The 20,692-nt window shown below is 66.1% G+C and carries 21 protein-coding genes; 16 read left to right on the top strand and 5 right to left on the bottom strand.

What is annotated here, in order from left to right; genetic code table 11:
• Positions 1-2: 2 nt before the first annotated feature.
• A complete protein-coding gene (locus tag AC0KVN_RS13845; protein WP_483656152.1) occupies positions 3-635 on the top strand; it encodes a 2-dehydro-3-deoxy-6-phosphogalactonate aldolase in 633 nt (210 codons plus the stop codon).
• A 5-nt stretch (positions 636-640) separates the two neighbouring features.
• Here AC0KVN_RS13845 and AC0KVN_RS13840 read toward each other — a convergent pair whose 3' ends face one another.
• Positions 641-2,677 (bottom strand): hybrid sensor histidine kinase/response regulator, encoded by a 2,037-nt coding sequence (locus AC0KVN_RS13840; RefSeq protein ID WP_483656151.1) that lies wholly within the window; start codon positions 2,675-2,677, stop codon positions 641-643.
• Positions 2,678-2,814: 137 nt separating this feature from the next.
• Between AC0KVN_RS13840 and AC0KVN_RS13835 the strand changes: the two genes are divergently transcribed.
• The 7 genes from AC0KVN_RS13835 (at position 2,815) to AC0KVN_RS13805 (ending at position 9,326) form a co-directional block, all read left to right on the top strand.
• Complete coding sequence (locus AC0KVN_RS13835) at positions 2,815-3,858, top strand: COX15/CtaA family protein (RefSeq protein ID WP_435568679.1); 1,044 nt, start codon at positions 2,815-2,817, stop codon at positions 3,856-3,858.
• Entirely contained in the window at positions 3,855-4,172 is a 318-nt protein-coding gene (gene cutA, locus AC0KVN_RS13830; protein WP_374552936.1) for a divalent-cation tolerance protein CutA, read from the top strand. The genes AC0KVN_RS13835 and cutA overlap by 4 nt, the downstream gene beginning before the upstream one ends.
• Positions 4,169-4,960, top strand: a complete 792-nt coding sequence (locus tag AC0KVN_RS13825) for a hypothetical protein (RefSeq protein ID WP_435568678.1) — start codon at positions 4,169-4,171, stop codon at positions 4,958-4,960. The genes cutA and AC0KVN_RS13825 overlap by 4 nt, the downstream gene beginning before the upstream one ends.
• A gap of 130 nt (positions 4,961-5,090) precedes the next feature.
• On the top strand, positions 5,091-5,570 hold the full coding sequence (gene rplM / locus AC0KVN_RS13820; protein ID WP_004210974.1) for a 50S ribosomal protein L13: 480 nt from the start codon (positions 5,091-5,093) through the stop codon (positions 5,568-5,570).
• Positions 5,570-6,106 (top strand): 30S ribosomal protein S9, encoded by a 537-nt coding sequence (gene rpsI, locus AC0KVN_RS13815; protein WP_004210975.1) that lies wholly within the window; start codon positions 5,570-5,572, stop codon positions 6,104-6,106. Before rplM ends, rpsI begins: the two co-directional genes overlap by 1 nt.
• Before the next feature lie 184 nt (positions 6,107-6,290).
• Complete coding sequence (locus AC0KVN_RS13810) at positions 6,291-9,056, top strand: DUF3857 domain-containing protein (protein WP_435568694.1); 2,766 nt, start codon at positions 6,291-6,293, stop codon at positions 9,054-9,056.
• An 87-nt stretch (positions 9,057-9,143) separates the two neighbouring features.
• A complete protein-coding gene (locus AC0KVN_RS13805) occupies positions 9,144-9,326 on the top strand; it encodes a CsbD family protein (protein ID WP_004210977.1) in 183 nt (60 codons plus the stop codon).
• Between the two features lie 159 nt (positions 9,327-9,485).
• Here AC0KVN_RS13805 and AC0KVN_RS13800 read toward each other — a convergent pair whose 3' ends face one another.
• On the bottom strand, positions 9,486-10,853 hold the full coding sequence (locus AC0KVN_RS13800; RefSeq protein ID WP_037509730.1) for an alanine/glycine:cation symporter family protein: 1,368 nt from the start codon (positions 10,851-10,853) through the stop codon (positions 9,486-9,488).
• A gap of 93 nt (positions 10,854-10,946) precedes the next feature.
• Here AC0KVN_RS13800 and glmM point away from each other — a divergent pair, with 93 nt between their 5' ends.
• The 5 genes from glmM to AC0KVN_RS13775 all read left to right on the top strand — a co-directional run bounded on the left by glmM (position 10,947) and on the right by AC0KVN_RS13775 (position 14,579).
• The gene (gene glmM, locus AC0KVN_RS13795; protein WP_122927864.1) at positions 10,947-12,287 is read left to right on the top strand and encodes a phosphoglucosamine mutase; all 1,341 of its coding nucleotides are present in this window, start codon (positions 10,947-10,949) and stop codon (positions 12,285-12,287) included.
• Complete coding sequence (locus tag AC0KVN_RS13790) at positions 12,287-12,511, top strand: DUF1272 domain-containing protein (protein WP_010337632.1); 225 nt, start codon at positions 12,287-12,289, stop codon at positions 12,509-12,511. Before glmM ends, AC0KVN_RS13790 begins: the two co-directional genes overlap by 1 nt.
• Positions 12,508-13,269, top strand: coding sequence for a bifunctional hydroxymethylpyrimidine kinase/phosphomethylpyrimidine kinase (gene thiD, locus AC0KVN_RS13785; protein ID WP_435568677.1), 762 nt, complete (start codon positions 12,508-12,510; stop codon positions 13,267-13,269). Before AC0KVN_RS13790 ends, thiD begins: the two co-directional genes overlap by 4 nt.
• Entirely contained in the window at positions 13,262-13,861 is a 600-nt protein-coding gene (locus tag AC0KVN_RS13780) for a ribonuclease HII (protein WP_037509721.1), read from the top strand. The genes thiD and AC0KVN_RS13780 overlap by 8 nt, the downstream gene beginning before the upstream one ends.
• A 79-nt stretch (positions 13,862-13,940) precedes the next feature.
• Positions 13,941-14,579: a L,D-transpeptidase family protein gene (locus AC0KVN_RS13775; protein ID WP_435568676.1), complete on the top strand. Its 639-nt coding sequence runs from the start codon at positions 13,941-13,943 to the stop codon at positions 14,577-14,579.
• A 4-nt stretch (positions 14,580-14,583) separates the two neighbouring features.
• Here AC0KVN_RS13775 and AC0KVN_RS13770 read toward each other — a convergent pair whose 3' ends face one another.
• Positions 14,584-16,005, bottom strand: coding sequence for an APC family permease (locus tag AC0KVN_RS13770; protein WP_435568675.1), 1,422 nt, complete (start codon positions 16,003-16,005; stop codon positions 14,584-14,586).
• 163 nt (positions 16,006-16,168) lie between these two features.
• Between AC0KVN_RS13770 and AC0KVN_RS13765 the strand changes: the two genes are divergently transcribed.
• The gene (locus AC0KVN_RS13765) at positions 16,169-16,744 is read left to right on the top strand and encodes a hypothetical protein (RefSeq protein ID WP_435568674.1); all 576 of its coding nucleotides are present in this window, start codon (positions 16,169-16,171) and stop codon (positions 16,742-16,744) included.
• Here AC0KVN_RS13765 and AC0KVN_RS13760 read toward each other — a convergent pair.
• Both AC0KVN_RS13760 and AC0KVN_RS13755 read right to left on the bottom strand, forming a co-directional pair.
• Entirely contained in the window at positions 16,741-17,655 is a 915-nt protein-coding gene (locus tag AC0KVN_RS13760) for a TIGR03619 family F420-dependent LLM class oxidoreductase (RefSeq protein ID WP_435568673.1), read from the bottom strand. The two genes, AC0KVN_RS13765 and AC0KVN_RS13760, sit on opposite strands and share 4 nt — an antisense overlap.
• On the bottom strand, positions 17,652-18,518 hold the full coding sequence (locus AC0KVN_RS13755) for an SDR family NAD(P)-dependent oxidoreductase (protein ID WP_483656149.1): 867 nt from the start codon (positions 18,516-18,518) through the stop codon (positions 17,652-17,654). Before AC0KVN_RS13755 ends, AC0KVN_RS13760 begins: the two co-directional genes overlap by 4 nt.
• A gap of 334 nt (positions 18,519-18,852) precedes the next feature.
• On the opposite strand from AC0KVN_RS13755, the gene AC0KVN_RS13750 reads away from it, so the two are divergent.
• Together AC0KVN_RS13750 and AC0KVN_RS13745 are read left to right on the top strand one after the other, a co-directional pair.
• Entirely contained in the window at positions 18,853-20,082 is a 1,230-nt protein-coding gene (locus tag AC0KVN_RS13750; protein WP_333884677.1) for a glycosyltransferase family 2 protein, read from the top strand.
• Complete coding sequence (locus tag AC0KVN_RS13745) at positions 20,079-20,690, top strand: class I SAM-dependent methyltransferase (RefSeq protein WP_010337641.1); 612 nt, start codon at positions 20,079-20,081, stop codon at positions 20,688-20,690. The genes AC0KVN_RS13750 and AC0KVN_RS13745 overlap by 4 nt, the downstream gene beginning before the upstream one ends.
• Positions 20,691-20,692: the final 2 nt, after the last annotated feature.

The raw sequence follows: 20,692 nt of genomic DNA, 5'->3' as shown, positions 1-20,692 counted from the left end.
CGATGATCCTCGACGACCTGCTGGCCGACGGCGCGCCGCCGATCGCCGCCATTCTGCGTGGCGTGAAGCCTGAAGAGGCGCTCGACATCGCCGCCGCCCTGGTGGAAGCCGGCATCCGCGTGATCGAGGTGCCGTTCAATTCGCCCGAGCCGCTGGTCAGCATCGCGGCGATGCAGCGGGCCTTTGGCGATCGCGCGCTGATCGGCGGCGGCACGGTGCTGACGGTCGAGGCGGTCGAGGCGCTGGCGGGCGCGGGCGGCCGCATCATGGTGACGCCCAATACCGTCCCCGACGTGATCGCGCGCGGCGCCGAACTCGGCCTTGAACTGCTGCCCGGCTTCATGACGCCGAGCGAGGCGTTCCGCGCGGTCGAGGCCGGCGCGCGCCGGGTGAAGCTGTTCCCCGCCGCCCAGCTTGGCCCGGCCTATGTCAAGGCGGTCAAGGATGTGCTGCCCAAGCATGTTGGCGTCTGGGCCGTGGGCGGTACCGGCGCGGACACGATCGGCGACTGGCTCGCCGGTGGCTGCGAAGGGATCGGCGTGGGTGGCGCGCTCTATCGTCCGGGCGACGATGCGTTGACCGTGCGCGAACGGACGGTCGATCTGGTCGCCGCCTGGCAGCGCGCCAAGGGCTGACCTTTTTACTGGGCCGGGCTTTCCACCCGGTCCAGCATATCGCGGATCTTCTCGCTCAGTGCCCTGTAGGTGAAGGGCTTGGTCAGCAGCTCGACACCCGGATCGAGCCGGCCATGATGGATGATCGCGTTGCGGGCATAGCCGGTGGTGAACAGCACGCGTAGCCCCGGCTGCTTCGCCTTGGCGGCGCGGGCAATGTCTGCCCCGGTCATGCCACCGGGCAGCACCACGTCGGTGAACAGCAGGTCGATCGGCTCGGCCGCGGCATCCAGCGCCGCGAGGGCGGTCTGGCCATCGCCCGCCTCGATCACGCGATAGCCCAGGTCACGCAGCACCTCGACCGAATAGGCGCGGACATTCTCGTCATCCTCGCACACCAGTATCACCTCCTGCCCGGCCTGCGGATAGGGTGGGGGCGGGGCCTGCACGATCTCCTCGGCCACCGGCAGCAGACCATGATAGCGTGGCAGGTAGATTTTCACCGTGGTGCCATGGCCGGTCTCTGAATAGACCCGGACATGGCCGCCCGACTGCTTGACGAAGCCATAGACCATCGACAGGCCAAGGCCGGTGCCGCGTCCGACATCCTTGGTGGTGAAGAAGGGTTCGATCGCGTGGGACAGCGTGTCGGCGTCCATGCCCATGCCGGTGTCCGACACGCAGATCAGCACATATTGGCCGGGCGTGATTTCCTGCTCGGTCGCGGCATAATGGCTGTCGAGATGGGTGTTGGCGACCTCGATCGTCAGCTTGCCGCCCTGCGGCATCGCGTCGCGCGCATTGACCGCCAGGTTGAGCAGTGCATTTTCCATCTGGTTGACGTCGATCTCGACCGGCCAGACCCGCGGGCTCTGCACCGTCTCCACCTCGATCATCTCGCCCAGCGTCCGGTGCAGCAGGTCCGACATGCCGGCGATCAGCCGGTTGGGATCGACCCGGTCGGGGGCCAGGGGCTGGCGACGGGAAAAGGCGAGCAGCCGCTGGGTCAGTATCGCCGCCCGCTCGGCCCCAGCCATGGCATTGTCGGCGGCGCGGCGCAGGCGCGGCTGATCGTCGGGCAGGGCGCGTTGCAGCAGGTCCAGATTGCCGGTGACGATCTGCAGCAGATTGTTGAAATCATGCGCGACGCCGCCGGTGAGCTGGCCCAGCGTCTCCATCTTCTGCGCCTGGCGCAGCGCGGCTTCGGTTTCGGCCAGGGCCTGGGCGTCGGCGCGGTGCCGGGTCACGTCGCGGGCGACACAATAGATGAGGTCGCCCTCGGGCACGGCGGTCCAGCTGAAGATGCGATAATCGCCCCGCTTGGTGCGGAACCGGTTTTCGAACCGGATGGTCGGATGGCCGTCGGCCAGATCCTGCACCTCGCCGCGCGTCCGCTTCACATCGTCGGGATGCTCCATCCATTCCGATGTGCGGCCGATCAATTCCTCCTGCGACCAGCCCAATATGTCGGTCCAGGCGGGGCTGGCGGACAGCCAGATGCCCTCGCTGTCGGCGATCAGGAAGGGGTCGCGCGCCAGCGCCCAGAGGCGGTTGCGGTCAGCGCGTGCCTCGCGCTCGGCGAGCACGCGCACCGTGGTTTCGCTGACGATGCACAGCACGCCGCCGATCGACCCATCCAGTTCGAACACCGGCGAATAGGAAATGTCGAAGAAGACCTCCTCGCCGCGTCCGCCGTCGCGTTCGATATAGAAGGGGCGGTCCTTGGCATGGAAGGTTTCGCCCGTGTCCCGCACCGATTGCAGCAGCGGGCCAAGATCATCCCACAACTCCGCCCAGCCTTCGCGGGCCGGGCGACCAAGCACGCGCGGATGCTTGTCGCCGATCGTGGGGGCATAGGCTTCATTATAGAGGGCGCAATAATCCGGCCCCCAGAACAGCACGATCTCCGCGCGCGACGACAGCATCAGCCGCACCGTCGACACGAGCGATGGCGACCAGTCCGATGCTGGCCCCAGAGGCGACGACCCGTCGATCGTCGCGGTCAGGGCGCCCATCGGCCCCTGTTCGGCGATCATGTCGGCAATGTCCCTCTGCTGGCTCATCATAACCCTGTCGTTGCAATGCGTTGGTGGGAGACGCCCGTGCGCCGATTTGTATCCCCCGGCGATGGAAGCCCCATGACCTTTTGTCCCAGTCCGTGCCTCTTGAATAGGGGGCGGCATGGGCGCATGGACCGGGCATGACACGTTCTTCCCCGACCGCGTTCAGCGCGGCTCCACGTCCCGTTGCCATTGCCCGCTGGCTGCTCATCGTGGCGGCGCTGGTCTTCTGCATGGTGGTGGTGGGCGGCATCACGCGCCTTACCGAATCCGGCCTTTCGATCACCCAGTGGAAGCCGATCACCGGCGCGATCCCGCCCTTGACCCACGACCAGTGGATGGAGGCGTTTCGCGACTATCAGCAGATCCCCGAATATAAGGAGATCAACAAGGGCATGAGCCTGGCCGCCTTCCAGTTCATCTTCTTCTGGGAATGGCTGCACCGGCTGCTCGGCCGATTGATCGGCGTCGCCTTTGCCCTGCCGCTGATCTGGTTCGCGGCGCGGCGGGCGATCCCGGCCGGCTATGGCTGGCGCCTGGTCGCACTGCTGGCGCTGGGCGGGTTGCAGGGCGCGATAGGCTGGTGGATGGTGAAGTCCGGTCTGTCGGTGCGCACCGATGTCAGCCATTATCGGCTGGCCGTGCATCTGCTGACCGCGCTCTTCATCATCGGCGGGCTGATCTGGACCGCGCTCGACCTGCTGGCGCTGGCGCGCAATCCCTATGCCCGGCCCGCCGCGCTGCAGCCCTTTGCGCTGGCGACCCTGTTGGTGCTGCTGGTCCAGCTGATGTTCGGCGCCTTCACCGCCGGCCTCGACGCCGGCTATGTCTCCAGCACCTGGCCGCTGATGAACGACCATCTGGTGCCCGAAGGCATCCAATGGCTCGGTTCGCTCTGGGCGACCGTGTCCAGCGATCCCTATCTGGTCCATTTCATCCACCGCTGGTGGGCCTGGGTTGCGGCGGCGATGCTGATCATCCTGGCGCGCAAGGCCAAGGCGGCGGGCCATCGCGGCGCGTCGATCGCGATCAATGCGGCGGTCGGCACGCAGGTGCTGCTGGGGATCGCCACCGTCATCAGCGGCATCGCCCTGCCGCTGGCCGTGCTGCACCAGGCGGTCGGCGCGCTGGTGGTGGCCTCGGCCGCCTGGGGCACCCATGCCGTGGGATCGCGCCGAGCATGAGTGGGGTCGTGCTGGTCTACAGCCTGTTCGGATCGGCCGAGCAGGCGCGTGCCGTCGCCCGCACGCTGGTCGAGGAGAGGTTGGCCGCCTGCGCCAATATCCTTGGTCCCTGCACCTCCATCTATGAATGGCAGGGCAAGGTGGAAGAAGGCGCCGAAGTCCCGATCCTGTTCAAGACCAGCGCCGACCGGCGCGACGCGCTGATGGCGCGGGTCGCGCAGTTGCACGATTATGACGTGCCGGCGATCCTGGCGCTGCCGGTCGATGCCGCTCATCCGCCCTTTGCCGCCTGGGTCGCGGAGCAACTGGCATGAAGCGAGCGATCGCCTTCCTGTCGCTGGTACTCGCCTCACCGGCGCTGGCCGCTCCGGTCGCCATCGGCTTCGCGCCGCCGACCGGGCAGGATCTGCTCTATCGCATCGAACAGCATCGCCCGGTCGACGGCCGTGACAGCCTGTTCCGGGCCGACCGGATATTGCGTTTCGAGAAGGCAGGGGATGGCTATATCCTGCACGTCACGCTGCGCAGCCTGGACAGCGATGTGCCCGGTGCGGGTGCCGATGCCTATCGCGCTGCCCTGTCGCCGCTGATCGGGGTGGAGCATCGCTTCCGCCTCGATGTCCATGGCAAGATCGTCGGCCTCGACAATGTCGACGATGTCCGGGCGACGATGGAAAAGGCGCTCAACGCCATGGTGGCAAAGGCGCCGGAGGGCAGTGCGGGGCAGCGCACGGCGAAGAATGTCCTGACCCTGCTCGATGGGCTGACGCCCGAAGGGCGGCTGGCGCTGCTGTCGGGCGAGGTGCAGCCGTTGCTGCTGTTCGTTGACAGCGAAGTTGACGATGCCAGGCCGCGTGGCGTGCGCACCATGGCCGGCCCGCCGCTGGGCCGCGCCGTCGCGGTGGAGGGCGAGTCCACCGTCGCCGCCCATGACGGCAACCGGCTGACATTGCAGGAGGATCTGCAGGGGGAGGGCGCCCATGTCGCGATGCGCTATATCGTGTCGGCGCAGACGGGACTGGTCGATGCGCAGGAGCGCACCCTGACCCTGGGCGCCCAGACGCTGACCGAAAAGCGGAGCCTGACCGTCGCCGGCAAGTGAGTGGTATTATTTTACCCGTCGTGAAAGCCGCCGAATCTCTTGACTTGTCGGCCCCCAAACGTCATTAGCGCCCATCTTCCGGCGACCCTAGGGTAGCTGGTTCACTGTTCATTCTTGGAGAATTGGCACCATGAAGGCGCTGATGAAGACCACCAAGCCGGCAACCCCGGCAACGGTCGAAAAGAAGTGGATCCTGATCGACGCCGAAGGGCTGGTCGTGGGTCGTCTCGCTTCGACTGTGGCGAATATCCTGCGCGGCAAGCACAAGCCGAGCTTCACCCCCCATGTCGATTGCGGTGACAATGTCATCATCATCAACGCGGGCAAGGTCAAGTTCACCGGCCGCAAGCTGACCGACAAGGTTTACTACAAGCACACCGGTTATGCCGGCGGCATCAAGGAAACCACCCCCCAGAAGATCCTGGAAGGTCGTTTCCCCGAGCGCGTCCTGGAAAAGGCCGTCGAGCGTATGATCCCCCGTGGTCCGCTGGGCCGCCAGCAGATGCGCAACCTGCGCATCTTCGCCGGCACCGAGCATCCGCATGAAGCCCAGAACCCCGAAGTGCTCGACTTCGCGTCGCGCAACCGCAAGAACAAGGTGGGTGCATAATGTCCGATAACCGTCAGTCCCTGTCCGACCTCGCGTCGCTGGCCACTGCCGCTCCTGCCGCTGCCCCGGCTGCCGTCGAAGGCGAAGCGCCCGTCGCTGCCGCGCCGGTCCAGCCCTCGGCTCCGCTGCGCGCCCAGGAAATCGACGGCCTCGGCCGCGCCTATGCCACCGGCCGCCGCAAGGATGCCGTGGCCCGCGTGTGGGTGAAGCCCGGCACCGGCAAGATCACGGTCAACGGCCGTGACCAGGAAGTCTATTTCGCTCGCCCGACCCTGCGTCTGGTCATCAACCAGCCCTTCGGCGTTACCGACCGTGAAGGTCAGTATGACGTGATCGCCACCGTCAAGGGCGGCGGTCTGTCGGGCCAGGCCGGTGCGGTCAAGCACGGCATCGCCCAGGCTCTGTCGAAGTATGAGCCGGCGCTGCGCAGCGCGGTCAAGGCCGAAGGCTTCCTGACCCGCGACAGCCGCGTCGTCGAGCGTAAGAAGTACGGCAAGGCCAAGGCCCGCCGCAGCTTCCAGTTCTCGAAGCGCTAATCCGCTTCGCGACTGCCGCGAATTTCGAGAAGGGGCCGGTTTTCCGGCCCCTTTTTCTTTGCGCGTGATGCTTCCCCTTGAGCGCTTCGCCGCGATGCCATAGCCTTTGATCAAACGGGGCTTAGTGCAAAAGGAAGTTCGGGGGGAAATGAGACATTTCGGGTGGTTGGCGGCTTCGGCGGCCATGACGGTTGTGGCGCCTGCCTTTGCCGGAGAGGTGCCGCTGTATCAGCCGGCGCCCGGCTGGATCGACAAGGCGGCGATGCCCAAGCTGGCGGCCGATGGCGATCCGCCCTCGATGATGATCCTCGACAGCCAGCAGCGGGTCGAGAAGGGCCAGCTGTGGAACTATGCCGACATCGCCACCCGCGCCGGTTCGGCCGAGGCGCTGACCCAGCTGTCGTCGTTGACCCTGCCCTGGGCGCCGGACAAGGGCGACCTCATCATCCATGAACTGTCGATCCTGCGCGGCGATCAGGTGATCGATGCGCTGGCCAGCGGCAAGAAATTCACCGTGCTGCGCCGCGAGCAGGGGCTGGAGGCGCTGCAGATCAGCGGCATCCTGACCGCGACCATGGCGGTCGAGGGGGTGCAGGTGGGCGATGTCGTGCGGCTGCGCTATTCGACCACCAGCAAGGATGATGCGCTGGGCGGCCATGTCCAGAATGTCTCGGCCCTGCCGGCAGCGCCGCTGCGACTGGGCTATGGCCGGGTCCGCCTGCTGTGGGACGATGCGGATGCGCCGCGCTGGAAGCTGCTGGCGAGCGGCGTCGATGCCAAGCCGGTCAAGAAGGGTGGCCTCACCGAGCTGAGCTTTGCCGTGCCGCTGGCCAAGCAGCCGGAAATGCCGGCCGACGCGCCGACCCGCTTCACCCATCCGCCGCTGTTCGAACTGTCGACCTTTGCCAACTGGGCCGATGTGTCGAAGACGATGGCGCCGCTCTATGCGACCGATGGGCTGATCGCCGATGGATCGCCGCTGGCGGGCGAACTGGCCAAGCTCAAGGCGCTGCCGGGATCGCCGAAGGAAAAGGCGGCGGCTGCGCTGCAACTGGTGCAGGACCATGTCCGCTATCTGATGGTCGGCATGAATGGCGGCAATTATGTCCCGCAGAAGCCGGCCGAGACCTGGACGCTGCGCTATGGCGACTGCAAGGCGAAGACGCTGCTGCTGCTTTCGCTGCTGCGCGGGCTGGGGATCGAGGCGGAGCCGGTGCTGGCCAGTTCGACCCTGGGCGATTCCGTGCCGGAACGGCTGCCCACGGCCGCGGCGTTCGACCATGTGTTGGTGCGTGCGGTGATCGATGGCCAGTCCTACTGGCTCGACGGCACCGGGCTGGGATCGCGGCTGGAGGATATCGGCGATACGCCGCGCTTCGGATCGGTGCTGCCGGTGCGGACCGCCGGCGCGGAGCTGATGCCGATCCAGACCCATGCCAATGCCCGGCCGACGATCGACGTCAGTGTCGAGGCGGACGAGAGCGGGCATGAGAAGCTGCCGACCGTGTTCGATGCCAGGGCGGTGCTGCGCGGGCAGATCGCGACGATGATCAGCACCGGTCTCGGCCAGATGGATGCCAAGCGGCGCGACGAGATGGTGCAGGGCTTTTTCAGCGAGCAGGTCGGCACCGCTCAATATAGCCAGGTCGGCGTCACCACCGATGCAGCTTCGGCCACCGTCACCTTCACCGCCCATGGCGTCACCAGCTCGCCCTGGAAGCTGAGCGACCGGCGCTATCGCCGCGACGCCGGCAAGCTGATCGACGAGATCAGCTTCGCGCCGGACCGGGCGCGCCCCGCCTGGCTGGCGATCCCGGTGGCGACGAGCGCGCCGATCGGCATCCGCTATCATCTGCGCCTGCGCCTGCCCCAGGGCGGCAAGGGCTATGCGATCGAAGGCGAGCAGGGCCTCAGCAAGACGGTGGCCGGCTATGACCTGCGCCGGACCGTGCAGCTGAAGGACGGGGTGCTGGATGTCGAGGAGCGGACCGACGCCACCGGCGTCGAGATCGCGGCCGATCGCCTGCCCGACGAGCGCGATGCGCTGGCGACAGTGCAGGCGATGTCGCCGCATGTGATCGGCCCGGCCAAGCCCACCTATTTGTGGGATTACAGCCCGGCGACCATCGCCGCCTGGCCGCAGTCCAAGGCGGTCGAGGCGACCTTTGCCAAGGCGATCGCCGCCGATGCGGAGGATGCGACCGGCTATTCCAGCCGCAGCAATTTCCGCTGGGGCATTGGCGACTACAAGAATGCACTGGTCGATCTCGACAAGGCGATCGGAATCAAGCCCGACGTCGACCTCTATCTGCAGCGTGCCTATCGCCGGTTCCAGACCGGCGACGTGACCGGCGCGCTGGCCGATGGCCGCATGGCGCGCCAGCTCGACCCGGCGTCGGGCGCGGCGGTCGGCACGGTCGCGACCTATCTGGCGGAAAGCGGCAAGCTGGACGATGCGCTGGGCATGGTCGACGCCAAGATCGCGATCGGTGGCGAGGCGCGGGACGGCTATCGCAGCTTCAAGGCGACGCTGCTCGGAACCTATGGCGATCCGGCCAAGGCGATCGAGATCATTGACGCGCAACTGGCGGAAAAGCCGGGCATGACCGGGCTGTTCAACGAGCGCTGCTGGGTCAAGGGATCGCGCAATGTCGAACTGGACAGCGCGATGCAGGATTGCACCAAGGCGGTGGAGCTGAGTTCGGGCAGCATGGCCGCGCTCGACAGCCGGGCGATGCTGTGGTTCCGCATGGGCCGGTTCGACGATGCGCTGCGCGACCTGGACGTCGTCGTCGCGCAGGAGCCGGGCAAGGAACCGAGCCGCTACATGCGCGGCATCGTGCTGCACCGGCTGGGCCGGGCGAGCGAGGGGGATGCGGAAATCGCGGTCGCCCGCCGCATCGATCCGCGCATCGACGCCGTCTATGCCCGCTATGGGATCAAGCCCTGATTTTGTCGTGACGCCCGCGTTTCGATGGAAACCTTTCCCCCTGTCCGATGGTTGACAGGGGGAAAGCCACTTCCAAGGAGAAACCATATGGGTGAACTGACCGACAAGGTGAAGGCTGCGGGCAACAAGGCCGCCGGTGCCACGAAGGAAGCGATCGGCAAGGCCACGGATAATGAACGCCTGGAAGCCGAAGGCAAGCTGCAGAAGGCGAAGGGTACGGCCCAGGATGTGGCCGGCTCCGTCAAGGGTGCGCTCGGCGACAAGATCTGACGCCCCGCCGTCTGCACGATCGAAGAGGCTCCGCCGACAGGCGGGGCCTTTTTCGTTTCTGTCCTATCTGGTTAAGGTCATGCTATAAGAACGGGGCCGCTTTCCGATAGGATCGCGGCCCCGCAATATTATGTCAGAATGTGCGGGAAATGTGCGAAGTTAAGCCTGTTCCGCCAGATAGGCCTTCACGTCGCGGCGCAGCTCGCCGGCGCACAGATAGAGGGCGATGACATTGGGGATCGCCATCAGGAAGAAGCTGCTGTCGACGATGCCGACCACCCGGCCGAGGTCGATCGCGGCGGCAGGCGGCAGGGCGACGACATAGAGGATCTTGTAGACCCATTGGGCGCGGGGGCCATTGCCGAACAGATAGCCCCAGGCCTGAAGACCATAGAAGCCCCAGGCGACCAGTGTCGAATAGGCGAAGAGGAAGACGACGACGGCGAGCAGCCAGGGGAACCAGGGCGACACCTTGGCAAAGGCGGCGGAGGTGATAGCGATACCCTCCAGCCCATTGTTCCAGGTGCCCGCGACGACCAGTGCCAGCCCGCCCAGAGCGCAGACGATCATCGTGCCGAGCAGCGGCTCCAGCAGCGCGACAAGGCCTTCGGACACTGGATGGCGCGCCCGTGCCAGGCTGTGCGCCATGACGGCGGACCCGACGCCCGCCTCGCTGGCGAAAACCGCGCGGCGCATGCCCGCGACAAAGGCGCCGATCGCGCCGCCGGTGGCCGCATCGCTGGAAAAGGCGCCGTGCCAGATCAGCGCCAGCGCGCCGGGAATGGCGTCGGCATGCAGGATCAGGATCGCCGCGACGCCGCCCAGATAGACGGTGACCTTGAGCGGGGTCAGGCGCTTCGACACTTCGCCCAGCCAGGCCGCGCCGCCCATCGTGACCAGCGCGACGGCCGCCGCGATGAACACGCCATAGGCCCAGCCATTGGTCATGCCGGTGACCACCTTCACCTGGGCGAAGCTCTGGTTGACCTGCACCATCGGAATCGCGCCGAACAGGGCGAAGAAGGCATAGGCGCCGCCCAGCACCAGCCCGATCTTCGGCCAGCCGCGCGCCGCGCCGACGGCTTTGAGCACATACATCGGCCCGCCATGGACATGGCCGCGTTCGTCGAAGACGCGATATTTGAGGCCCAGCGTGACCTCCGCCATCTTCACCGTCATCGCGAACCAGCCGATGATGAACATCCACAATATCGCGCCCGGCCCGCCCATGGTCAGCGCCACCGCGACTCCGGCGATATTGCCAAGGCCAATGGTGCCGGACAGGGCGGTGGACAGCGCGCCCCACTGGCTGACATCGCCCTTCGCTTCGCCCTCATGCGGCTGGCTGCGCAGGATGCGGATCGCTCGGCCGACCTGGGTGACATTGGGGAAGCCCAGCCAGATGGTGAAGAACAGCATGGGGAGCGCCAGATAGAGCACGATCAGCTCGATCTGCGCGCCGAACAGGGGAACCTTGAAGAAGACCGCGCTGGACAGCGCATCGACGGCGGCATTGAAATTTTCCATGCGCCGGCGATGCCGGGACAGCGGTGGAAAGTCGATCAAAGATTGCTATGGGGGAGGTGAGTTTTACCCATAGCCGCCCCGGGGCAGGATCGCATGAGCAGACAATATTTCGGCACTGACGGTATTCGTGGTCGCACCAACCAGTGGCCGATGACGCCGCAACTGGCGATGAAGGTCGGCATGGCGGCCGGCACCCATTTCCAGCGCGGCAGCCATCGCCACCGGGTGGTGATCGGCAAGGATACCCGCCTGTCGGGCTATATGGTCGAAAATGCGCTGGTTGCGGGCTTCACCGCGGTCGGCATGGACGTGGTCCAGTTCGGCCCGATCCCGACGCCGGCCGTCGCCATGCTGGCCCATTCGATGCGCGCCGACCTGGGCGTCATGATTTCGGCCAGCCACAATCCCTATTATGACAATGGCATCAAGCTGTTCGGTCCGGATGGCTACAAGCTGTCGGACGAGGATGAGCTGAAGATCGAGGCGCTGCTCAATCAGGATGTGCCGCTGGCCGCATCCAAGGATATCGGCCGCGCCCGCCGCGTCGAGGATGCGCGTGGCCGCTATATCCATGCGGTCAAGTCCAGCTTCCCCGCTGACCTGCGCCTCGACGGCCTCAAGATCGTGGTCGATTGCGCCAATGGCGCCGCCTATCAGGTTGCGCCGTCGGCCTTCTGGGAACTGGGCGCGGAAGTGGTCGCGGTCGGCGTCACGCCCAACGGCACCAATATCAATGACGGCTGCGGATCGACCGCGCCGCTGCTGTGCCAGGAAACCGTCGTCTCCTCCGGCGCCGACATTGGCATCGCGTTGGACGGCGACGCCGACCGGCTGATCGTGGTCGATGAAAAGGGCCAGATTGTCGACGGCGACCAGATCATGGCGCTGATTGCCTCCAATTTCGCCCGCGCCGGCACGCTGCGCGGCGGTGGGCTGGTGGCGACGATCATGTCGAACCTGGGACTGGAGCGCTTCCTGACCGGGCAGGGCATCGGCCTGGAGCGGACGAAGGTCGGCGACCGCTATGTGCTGGAGCGGATGCGCGAGGGTGGCTTCAATGTTGGCGGCGAACAGTCCGGCCACATGATCCTGTCGGACTATGCGACGACCGGCGACGGCACGGTGGCGGCGCTGCAGGTGCTGGCCGCTTTGGTCCGCTCGGGCAAGCCGGCGAGCGAGACGCTGCACCAGTTCGATCCGGTGCCCCAATTGCTCAAGAATGTCCGCTTCGCCGGCGGCAAGCCGCTGGAGGATGAGGCGGTGCAACGCGTGATCGCCCAGGCCGAGGCTGAACTGAACGGGTCGGGCCGGCTGGTCATCCGTCCGTCCGGCACCGAACCGGTGATCCGCGTCATGGCGGAAGGCGACCGCGAGGATCAGGTCAAGGACGTGGTCGAGCGTATCTGCGCCGCGGTCGAGAAGGCGGCGGCCTGATGCTTGAAATGCGTCCCGATTGCGAACGCTGCGGCACTGACCTGCCGGCCGATGAGCCCGGCGCGTTCATCTGTTCGTTCGAATGCACCTATTGCGCGCCCTGTGCCGAGGCGCTGGACGATCGCTGCCCCAATTGCGGCGGCGAACTGATGGACCGGCCGACCCGGATGGGGAAGGCGCTGGCGAACAACCCCGCCTCCACGGAGCGCAAGTTCAAGGGATGAGCGTGCCCCGCATTCTCATCATTGCCGGGTCGGACAGTGGCGGCGGCGCCGGTATCCAGGCGGATATCAAGACGGTCACGCTGCTGGGCGGCCATGCCATGACCGCGATCACCGCGATCACCGCGCAGAACACGCTCGGCGTGCAGGGCGTCCACCCGGTGCCGACCGAGATGGTGCTGGCGCAGATGGAAAGCGTGATCAGCGATATCGGCGTCGACGCGGTCAAGATCGGCATGATCGGTTCGGCGCAGACGGCAGCAGCGGTGGCCGAGCGGCTGGCGCAGCTCGATAATGTGCCGATCGTCTTCGACCCCGTCATGGTCGCGACCAGCGGATCGCTGCTGGCCGACGATGCGACGATCGCGGCGTTCGAGCGGCTGATGGCCATCGCCACGCTGGTGACGCCCAATATCCCCGAACTGGCGGCGCTGGGCGGCGAGGAGATCGCCATCCGTTTCGCCACCCATGTGCTGGCCAAGGGTGGCCATGGCGAGGGGCCGATGCTGACCGACCGGCTGATCGGGCCGCAGGGCGTGCGCAAGGCGTGGAGCAATGCGCGGATCGACACGCGGCACAGTCATGGCACCGGCTGCACCCTGGCGAGCGCGATCGCGACTGGTCTGGGGCAGGGGCTGGACCTGATCGAGGCGGTCGAACGTGGCCGCAAATATGTGCGCGAGGCACTGGCGCTGGCGCCGGGGCTTGGCGCGGGCCATGGCCCGATGGGCAACCCCTTCGGCTTCCACGCCTATGCCTGATTTTGCGCATGAACTGATCCATCATCCCGGCCTGGTGGCGGGGGTGGACGAAGCCGGGCGCGGGCCACTGGCGGGGCCGGTGGTCGCGGCCGCCGTCATCCTGCGGCAGGAGGATTGCCCCGAGGGCCTCAATGATTCCAAGAAGCTGACCGCCAAGCGCCGTGCCGCGCTGGAGGGGGAGATCAAGGTCCGCGCGCTGTGCTGGGGGCTGGGGATCGCCAGCGTCGCGGAGATCGACGAACTCAACATATTATGGGCGACGATGCTGGCCATGACCCGCGCGGTGGAGGCGCTGGGGCAGGATTGCGCCCATGTACTGGTCGATGGCAATCGTTGTCCCAACTGGCGCTGGCCCTCGACCGCGGTGGTGGAGGGCGACGCCAAATGCCTGTCGATCGCCGCCGCATCGATCCTGGCCAAGGAAGAGCGCGACCGGATCATGATCGCGGCGGCCGCCGAGCATCCGCATTATGGGTGGGAGAGCAACAAGGGCTATGGCAGCGCCAAGCATATGGCGGCGCTGCGTGAGCATGGCCCGACGCCGCTGCACCGGCGCAGTTTTTCGCCGGTGGCGCAGTTGCTGCTGATCTGACGATGCTGTCCCGTCGCGGGGCGGGATCGGGATGATTTGAGGGCTGGCGCGGGTGTGGCGCATGCTTAAGAAGGGATTCATGTCCTTCGCCCGTTCCGGCCTTTCCAGCCTGTTCCTGCTTGTTGGCGCGCTGTCGCTGCCGGTGCAGGCGGCCGCACCGGTCAAGCGCGCGCGGCCGGCGGCCAAGGCCGGCGCACTGGCGCCGGGTGGCTATCGCTGGCTGGAGGAGGGGCCGCTCGACGGGCCGATCCATCTGGTCATCAGCATCGATCGACAGATGGCCCATGTCTATAGCGGCGACCGGTTGATCGGCATGGCGAGCGTGTCGACCGGCATGGCCGGGCACAGCACGCCGATCGGCGACTATCCGATCCTGCAGAAGAATCAGTGGCACCGGTCCAATCTCTACAGCAATGCGCCCATGCCCTTCATGCAGCGGCTGACCTGGGACGGCATTGCGCTGCATGCCGGGCATAATCCGGGCTATCCGGCCAGCCATGGCTGCATCCGCCTGCCCTATGCCTTTGCCCAGAAGCTGTTCGGGATGACCAGCCTGGGCGGGCTGGTGACGGTGACCAGGGATCGGCTGCATCCCTCGCTGACGATCGAGCAGATGGCGGCGGCGGATGCCGTGGCCAAGGTCGCTGCGCCGGCCCCGGCAAAGCCGGTGCTGGATATCGACCCGATCATCTTCTTGCCGCGCGTATCGCGAAGGTGAACGATCAGCGCTGGGCCAGTGCCGAGCGTCGCATCGAATAGCCGAAATAGAGCAGGGCGGCAGCAGCAACCCAGACCGCGAACAGCGCATAGGTGTCGGCCGGCAGGCCGAAGATCAGATAGGCGCAGAAGAGCGTGCTGGCGATCGGCAGGACCGGATAGAAGGGCACCTTGTAGCCGCGCGGCAGGTCCGGCCGGGTGCTGCGCAGGATGATGACGCCGATCGACACGGTGGCAAAGGCGATCAGCGTGCCCATGCTGGTGAGGTTGACCAGCACGTCCAATGGCACGAAGGCGGCGAGCAGGGCGACGCCGATCGCGACGATCCACGTATTCTGGCGCGGCACATGGCGCACCGGATCGACCCGGCAGAAAAAGGCGGGGAGCAACCCGTCGCGGCCCATGGCATAGAGGATGCGGGTCTGGCCGTAGATCACGACCAAAGTGACGCTGAAGATCGAGGCGATGGCGCCCAGCGACAGGATCACCGCCGGCCAGCCCGCGCCGGTGAGGTTGTGGAGGATGACGGCGAGGCCCGCTTCCTGCCCGGCAAATTCGGTCCAGGGCTGGGCGCCGATCGCCGCGACCGCGACCAATATATAGGCGGCGGTGACGATCAGCAGCGACAGGATGATGGCGAGCGGCAGGTCGCGGCGCGGATTGCGCACTTCCTCGCCGGCGGTCGAGACCGCATCGATGCCGATATAGGAAAAGAAGATGGAGGAGGCCGCAGCGCCGATGCCGACCATGCCCTTGGGCGCGAAGGGATGGAAGTTGGTCGGCTGGAAATGGGCGAGCGCGACCGCGACGAACAGCGCCAGCACGGCCAGCTTGGCGATCACCAATATGGCGTTGGCGGTGGTCGATTCCCGCGTGCCGCGCAGCAGCAGGATGAGGCACAGGCCCACCAGCAGCACGGCGGGCAGGTTGACGATACCGCCTGCGCCGGGCGGCCGGGCGATGATGTCGGGCAGGCGCCAGCCTGTGCTGATCGAGAGAAGTTCGTTGAGATACTGCCCCCATCCCACCGCGATGGCGGAGGCGGAGACGCCATATTCCAGCAGCAGGCAGCTGCCGATCAGGAAGGCGGCGAGTTCGCCCATGGTCGCATAGGCATAGGAATAGGAGGAGCCCGACGCCGGCACGGCCGAGGCCATTTCGGCATAACAGAGCGCGGTCAGCGCGGCGGTGATGCCGGCGATGACGAAGGACAACGTGACCGCCGGCCCCGCCTCGGGCACGGCGGTAGTCAGCGCCACGAAGATACCGGTGCCGATGGTCGCGCCGACGCCCAGCATGGTCAGCTGGAACAGGCCGATATTGCGGGCGAGGGGCTTCGCGTCGGGATCGTCGCCGATGAAGTCGAGCACCGGCTTGCAGCGCAGCAGCGCGATCAGGAGCGGATGGCGGGGCGATCGGTTCGTCATGCTCCGCCGCTGTCATGCCGCGCGCGGGAAGGCAAATGAATATCGTGTGAGATTGGAGCGGCGGGACCGATGAGGGCGCGCGATTGTCGGCGGGCTGCCGCTGGGCTAGGCATGGGGTGTTGGCCGCCGACCTGTTCGGCTTGGGATGGATGATCGAGCCTTGATGGATCAGAAGCGATTGCCTGGCGCGTGGAAATGGGCGCGATCCATGCTGATGGCGGCGGCGGCGATGCTGCTGCCGGCGATGGCATCGGCGGCGGATGTGCCGAGCGGCGGCACCATATCGGTGTCCATGCGGGAGGATGCGAGCGGGCAGGCGGGCGCGGCCGACGCCTTTGTCGATGCGGCCACCCTGGCCCTGTCGGACAAGGGCTTCACCTTGCTGGACGACGGCCATGCCGCGCTGGTCATGGAACTGGTGATCCGCGCGTCCGAGGTCGGGACCGGGACCGGCAAGGTCGAAAAGAGCAATTCCGACCTGATGCCTGGCGGCGTATCCGGCGCGGTCGGATCGAGCCTCTCGCTGGCGGTGCCGTCCGGCAAGACGCGCCATGTCGCGCTGGAACGCACCGAGCTGGAGATGCGCATGCACCGGCGCGGCGACGCGGCGGTGATCTGGAGCGGTAGTGCGGTGACGGTGCGCCCAGCCGACAAGCGGGCTAGTGCTGCCACGGCGCTGTGCAACGCGCTGCTGCGTGCCTATCCCGAGCAGCCCGAAACGGTGATCGGCGTTCCCTAGATTTTCGCGATCACCTCTTCGCCGATGCGGGCGGCATTGTCGCACCATTGAGAACGGGTGCGGCCCTTGACCGTGACGCCGCAGGCGGTGACGCCCAGTTGCGCATAGGTGCCGATGCGGTCGACGATCTGCTGGTTGGACAGATCCTCGCCCGGCTTGTTGACGCCGCCCAGGATCACGTCGGGCAAAGCGGTGCGGCCGACCTGCGCCGCATAGTCGCGCATATAGGCGATGCCGGCCTGCAGATCGGCCTCGTTCTCCATCGCGGCGGTGCGGGTGGTGGCGCTGTTGACCCCGCCGCCGGCGGTGAAGAAGGGGTTCCAGCCGTCGGCGAGATCGACCACGCGGCGGATCGCGCGCCTGGCATTGCCGCCGACATAGAGGGGCAGGCCGGGCTTTTGCGGCGATCCGGGGATGATGCGATTGCCGAACGCCTGATAGCCGTTGCCCTCGAAGACAAACTCCTCGCCGGTCGTGGCGGCGCGGATGGCGCGCAGATATTCGTCCATCAGCTCGTTGCGCTGCTCGAAATCGACGCCGAGCGCGCGATATTCGCCCTTGAGATAGCCCGCGCCGACGCTGAGGGTCACCCGGCCGCCGGCGAAGGCGTCGAGCGTGGTGATGTCGCGCGCGACGATGAAGGGGTTGCGATAGGGCAGGACGAGGATGCCGGTCTGGAGCCGCAGGGTCGTGGTATGGGCGGCGAGCAGGGCAAGCATGACGAAGGGCGACTGGGCATGATGGCCACCGGCGTCGAGCCAGCGGCCGGTCGGCACCGGATGGTCGGTGACGAGGCCGGCGTGGAAGCCGGCCCGCTCGATCGTGCGGCCGATTTCGGCGACCGCGGCCATCGTGCCGAACTCGCCCGGCAGATCGGCATGGTCGAAGGGCAGGGGGACGTTGATCTTCATGCTTCGGACACTCCATGCGGTTCGACCAGCACCCATTGGCCGGCGGCATTGCGGACCCAGCCGGACGAGGCCCAACTGCCGCCGTCGACCGGCAATATGGTGCCGGTGATGTAGCTGCTCATGGGCGAGGCGAGGAACAGGGCGGCCTGGCCGCATTCGCGGTCGATGCCGGGCCGTTGCAGCGGGATGCGGCGGGCGGTGGCATCGGCCATGGCGGGGGGCACGGGGAACCATGTCCTTTCGTCGACAGGGCCGGGGGGATTGCCGCGCGTGCCCGGCGTCGTGGTGAAATCGGGCGCAATCGCGTTCACGCGGATGCCATGGTCGGCCAGCTCCAGCGCCATGGTCCGGGTGAAATTGTTCATCCCCGCCTTGCACGCGGCATAGACGGCATAGCCCGGCGCGGCGCGTGATCCTTCGATGCTGGAGATGTTGATGATGGCGCCGCCGCGCCCGCCGGCGATGATGTGCGGCACGGCGGCCGAGGTGGCGGCGAGCATCGAGACGAGGTTGAGGTCGATATGGCGGCGCCAGCTGTTCTGGCTCTGGTCGAGGAAGCTCTTGCGCCCGACGCCGCCGACATTGTTGACGAGGATGTCGATGCGGCCGAAGCGGGCCTGGGCCGCGTCCACCATCGCCGCGACCTGATCGGGCTGGGCCATGTCGGTCGGGATGGCGAGGCAGGCGCGGCCATGCTCCGCAACGCGCGCCGCCACTTCCGCGCCGCGTTCGGGGATGATGTCGGCAATGACGATGTCGGCGCCGGCCTCTGCCAGAGCGAGCGCGATGGCGCGGCCGATGCCGGCACCGCCGCCAGTGACGATGGCGACCTGATCGGTGATGCGGCACTGGTCTGGCGCCATGGCGCGATCCTCTTCCCCTTTTGACCGTCAGTTCGCGGCCAAAGGGGAAGGGGAGTCAATCGCGTGCCCGGTCATATCGACCGGGCGATGGCGCTTATTGGGTGGTCCAGCCGCCGTCGATCGAGAGATTGACGCCGGTGATCTGGGCGGCGGACTGAACCGTGATTCATGCGGATCGAGAACCATCTGGTCCGCGAGGAAGGGGGAATTAACCAGCAGGGTAAGGGACAATGTAATTTGGAGGCAAGTCGACGGGTAAGAAGAACCAAGTAAAAATACTTTGTTAACCATGGCGTGTCATTGCTGGGTCCGGGTTAGGGTCTGGGGACATATCATGAGCACCAGCATTGCGGCGGATGCCATCATGGTTCCGGTCAGTTTCGTACCGGAATCCACGCCTGAGATTGAATTGAGCATCGTCATTCCCTGTCTCAACGAGGCGGAAACGCTGGCACAGGTGATTGATCGTGCGCAGCGTTTTCTGACCGCCTACGCGATAGCGGGCGAGGTGATCGTTGCGGACAATGGTTCGACCGATGGTTCGACCGCGATTGCGATCGGTGGTGGGGCACGAATAGTGGCAGTTTCCGAGCGCGGCTACGGCGCTGCCCTGCGCGCTGGCATCGCGGCAGCGCGCGGCACTTTCGTGGCCATGGGAGATGCCGATTGCAGCTATGATTTCATGAGCTTGATGCCGTTCGTGGAACGGTTGCGCGACGGCGTGGATCTGGTCATTGGCAACCGCTTTCGAGGCGGCATCGGCAAGGGAGCGATGCCGCCGCTGCACCGTTATCTCGGCAATCCGATCCTTTCCTTCGCTGGACGAGTTCTTTATGCCGCGCCGATCGGCGATTTCCATTGCGGCTTACGTGCCTTTCGCCGCACGGCGATACTCGATCTGGGTTTGTCCTCGGGCGGCATGGAATATGCCTCTGAAATGATCGTCAAGGCGCAGTTGGTCGGCCTGTCCATGGAGGAAGTGCCAACGACGCTGGCCAAAGATGGCCGGTCACGGCCGCCGCACTTGCGCAGTTGGCGCGACGGTTGGCGACATCTGAAATTTTTGCTGATCTTTTCGCCGCGCTGGCTGTTCATCCATCCGGGTAGTGCGATGCTGGTCCTGGGCATGGCCGCCATTGCCGCGCTTTTGCCTGGCGATATACGCGCCGGTGGCATCACGCTGAGCATCCATACCATGTTGTTTGCCGCTGCTGCTGTCCTCATCGGGTCGCAGCTTCTGAGTTTCGGCATCCTGGCCAGCCATTTTGGTGCGCGGGAACGCTATTGGCCCGAAGGTCGGCTGGTCCGTCGAGTGAAATCATGGTTGAGCGTCGACAGAGCTTGTCTGTGCGGCGGTGTGATGCTGCTGGCTGGATTTGTCGGTGCGTTGGCGGCACTATTTTCCTGGGCAGATGTCGGCTTCAGCGCGATGCGACCGGAAACGCTGATGCGCCTGTCCATTCCCTCGATCTTGCTGATGGGGGTCGGTCTTCAACTTGCCCTAACATCCTTCCTGCTGGAGCTTTTGTCGCATCCGGCGCGCGCTAAGGAGATTTACGAATGAGCGTCCTGCGGAATTTCCACACCAAGGCGCATGCCAAGGCTGTCTTTAACCGGCGCGTTGTCGTGCTGGCGACGACGATCGCCGATTTTATCCCCGAAAATGCCCGTGTACTGGACATCGGCTGCGGGAGCGGGACGTTGGCCAAGGCGATCATGGCGCTGCGCCCCGACGTGTCGATCGAGGGGATCGACGTGCTGGTGCGACCGGGGACCGATATCCCCGTGACCGCATTTGACGGTGCCAGCATCCCCTGGGGAGATGGACATTTCGACGTGGCGCTGTTCGTCGACGTCCTGCACCATACCGAGGCGCCCGATGCTCTGATGGCCGAGGCCAAGCGCGTTTCCAAGCAGGGTATCATCATCAAGGACCATCTGCGTGAAGGGGTGTTCGCCAATGTGACGCTGCGCTTCATGGACTGGGTCGGCAATGCGTCCCATGGCGTTGTATTACCCTATAATTATCTGTCTGACAGTGAATGGCGCGGCATCTGGTCGCGGCTGAACCTTAAGGTGGAACGCATGCAGGAAAAGATAGGGCTATATCCGGCGCCTTTTTCCTGGTTCTTCGATCGGCGCCTGCATTTTGTGGCCCGTCTGGCGGCCTGAAC

The sequence above is a fragment of the Sphingobium sp. SG1 genome (genome assembly GCF_057063145.1).
Note: the sequence above shows the minus strand (reverse complement) of the source record. Positions and strands in the feature narration are given on the sequence as shown.

Excerpts from the sequence above, each read along its gene's own strand:
- AC0KVN_RS13845 (WP_483656152.1), top strand. The coding sequence starts at position 3 with ATGATCCTCGACGACCTGCTGGCCGACGGCGCGCCGCCGATCGCCGCC.
- AC0KVN_RS13840 (WP_483656151.1), bottom strand. The coding sequence starts at position 2,677 with ATGAGCCAGCAGAGGGACATTGCCGACATGATCGCCGAACAGGGGCCG.
- AC0KVN_RS13835 (WP_435568679.1), top strand. The coding sequence starts at position 2,815 with ATGACACGTTCTTCCCCGACCGCGTTCAGCGCGGCTCCACGTCCCGTT.
- cutA (WP_374552936.1), top strand. The coding sequence starts at position 3,855 with ATGAGTGGGGTCGTGCTGGTCTACAGCCTGTTCGGATCGGCCGAGCAG.
- AC0KVN_RS13825 (WP_435568678.1), top strand. The coding sequence starts at position 4,169 with ATGAAGCGAGCGATCGCCTTCCTGTCGCTGGTACTCGCCTCACCGGCG.
- rplM (WP_004210974.1), top strand. The coding sequence starts at position 5,091 with ATGAAGGCGCTGATGAAGACCACCAAGCCGGCAACCCCGGCAACGGTC.
- rpsI (WP_004210975.1), top strand. The coding sequence starts at position 5,570 with ATGTCCGATAACCGTCAGTCCCTGTCCGACCTCGCGTCGCTGGCCACT.
- AC0KVN_RS13810 (WP_435568694.1), top strand. The coding sequence starts at position 6,291 with ATGACGGTTGTGGCGCCTGCCTTTGCCGGAGAGGTGCCGCTGTATCAG.
- AC0KVN_RS13805 (WP_004210977.1), top strand. The coding sequence starts at position 9,144 with ATGGGTGAACTGACCGACAAGGTGAAGGCTGCGGGCAACAAGGCCGCC.
- AC0KVN_RS13800 (WP_037509730.1), bottom strand. The coding sequence starts at position 10,853 with ATGGAAAATTTCAATGCCGCCGTCGATGCGCTGTCCAGCGCGGTCTTC.
- glmM (WP_122927864.1), top strand. The coding sequence starts at position 10,947 with ATGAGCAGACAATATTTCGGCACTGACGGTATTCGTGGTCGCACCAAC.
- AC0KVN_RS13790 (WP_010337632.1), top strand. The coding sequence starts at position 12,287 with ATGCTTGAAATGCGTCCCGATTGCGAACGCTGCGGCACTGACCTGCCG.
- thiD (WP_435568677.1), top strand. The coding sequence starts at position 12,508 with ATGAGCGTGCCCCGCATTCTCATCATTGCCGGGTCGGACAGTGGCGGC.
- AC0KVN_RS13780 (WP_037509721.1), top strand. The coding sequence starts at position 13,262 with ATGCCTGATTTTGCGCATGAACTGATCCATCATCCCGGCCTGGTGGCG.
- AC0KVN_RS13775 (WP_435568676.1), top strand. The coding sequence starts at position 13,941 with ATGTCCTTCGCCCGTTCCGGCCTTTCCAGCCTGTTCCTGCTTGTTGGC.
- AC0KVN_RS13770 (WP_435568675.1), bottom strand. The coding sequence starts at position 16,005 with ATGACGAACCGATCGCCCCGCCATCCGCTCCTGATCGCGCTGCTGCGC.
- AC0KVN_RS13765 (WP_435568674.1), top strand. The coding sequence starts at position 16,169 with ATGGATCAGAAGCGATTGCCTGGCGCGTGGAAATGGGCGCGATCCATG.
- AC0KVN_RS13760 (WP_435568673.1), bottom strand. The coding sequence starts at position 17,655 with ATGAAGATCAACGTCCCCCTGCCCTTCGACCATGCCGATCTGCCGGGC.
- AC0KVN_RS13755 (WP_483656149.1), bottom strand. The coding sequence starts at position 18,518 with ATGGCGCCAGACCAGTGCCGCATCACCGATCAGGTCGCCATCGTCACT.
- AC0KVN_RS13750 (WP_333884677.1), top strand. The coding sequence starts at position 18,853 with ATGAGCACCAGCATTGCGGCGGATGCCATCATGGTTCCGGTCAGTTTC.
- AC0KVN_RS13745 (WP_010337641.1), top strand. The coding sequence starts at position 20,079 with ATGAGCGTCCTGCGGAATTTCCACACCAAGGCGCATGCCAAGGCTGTC.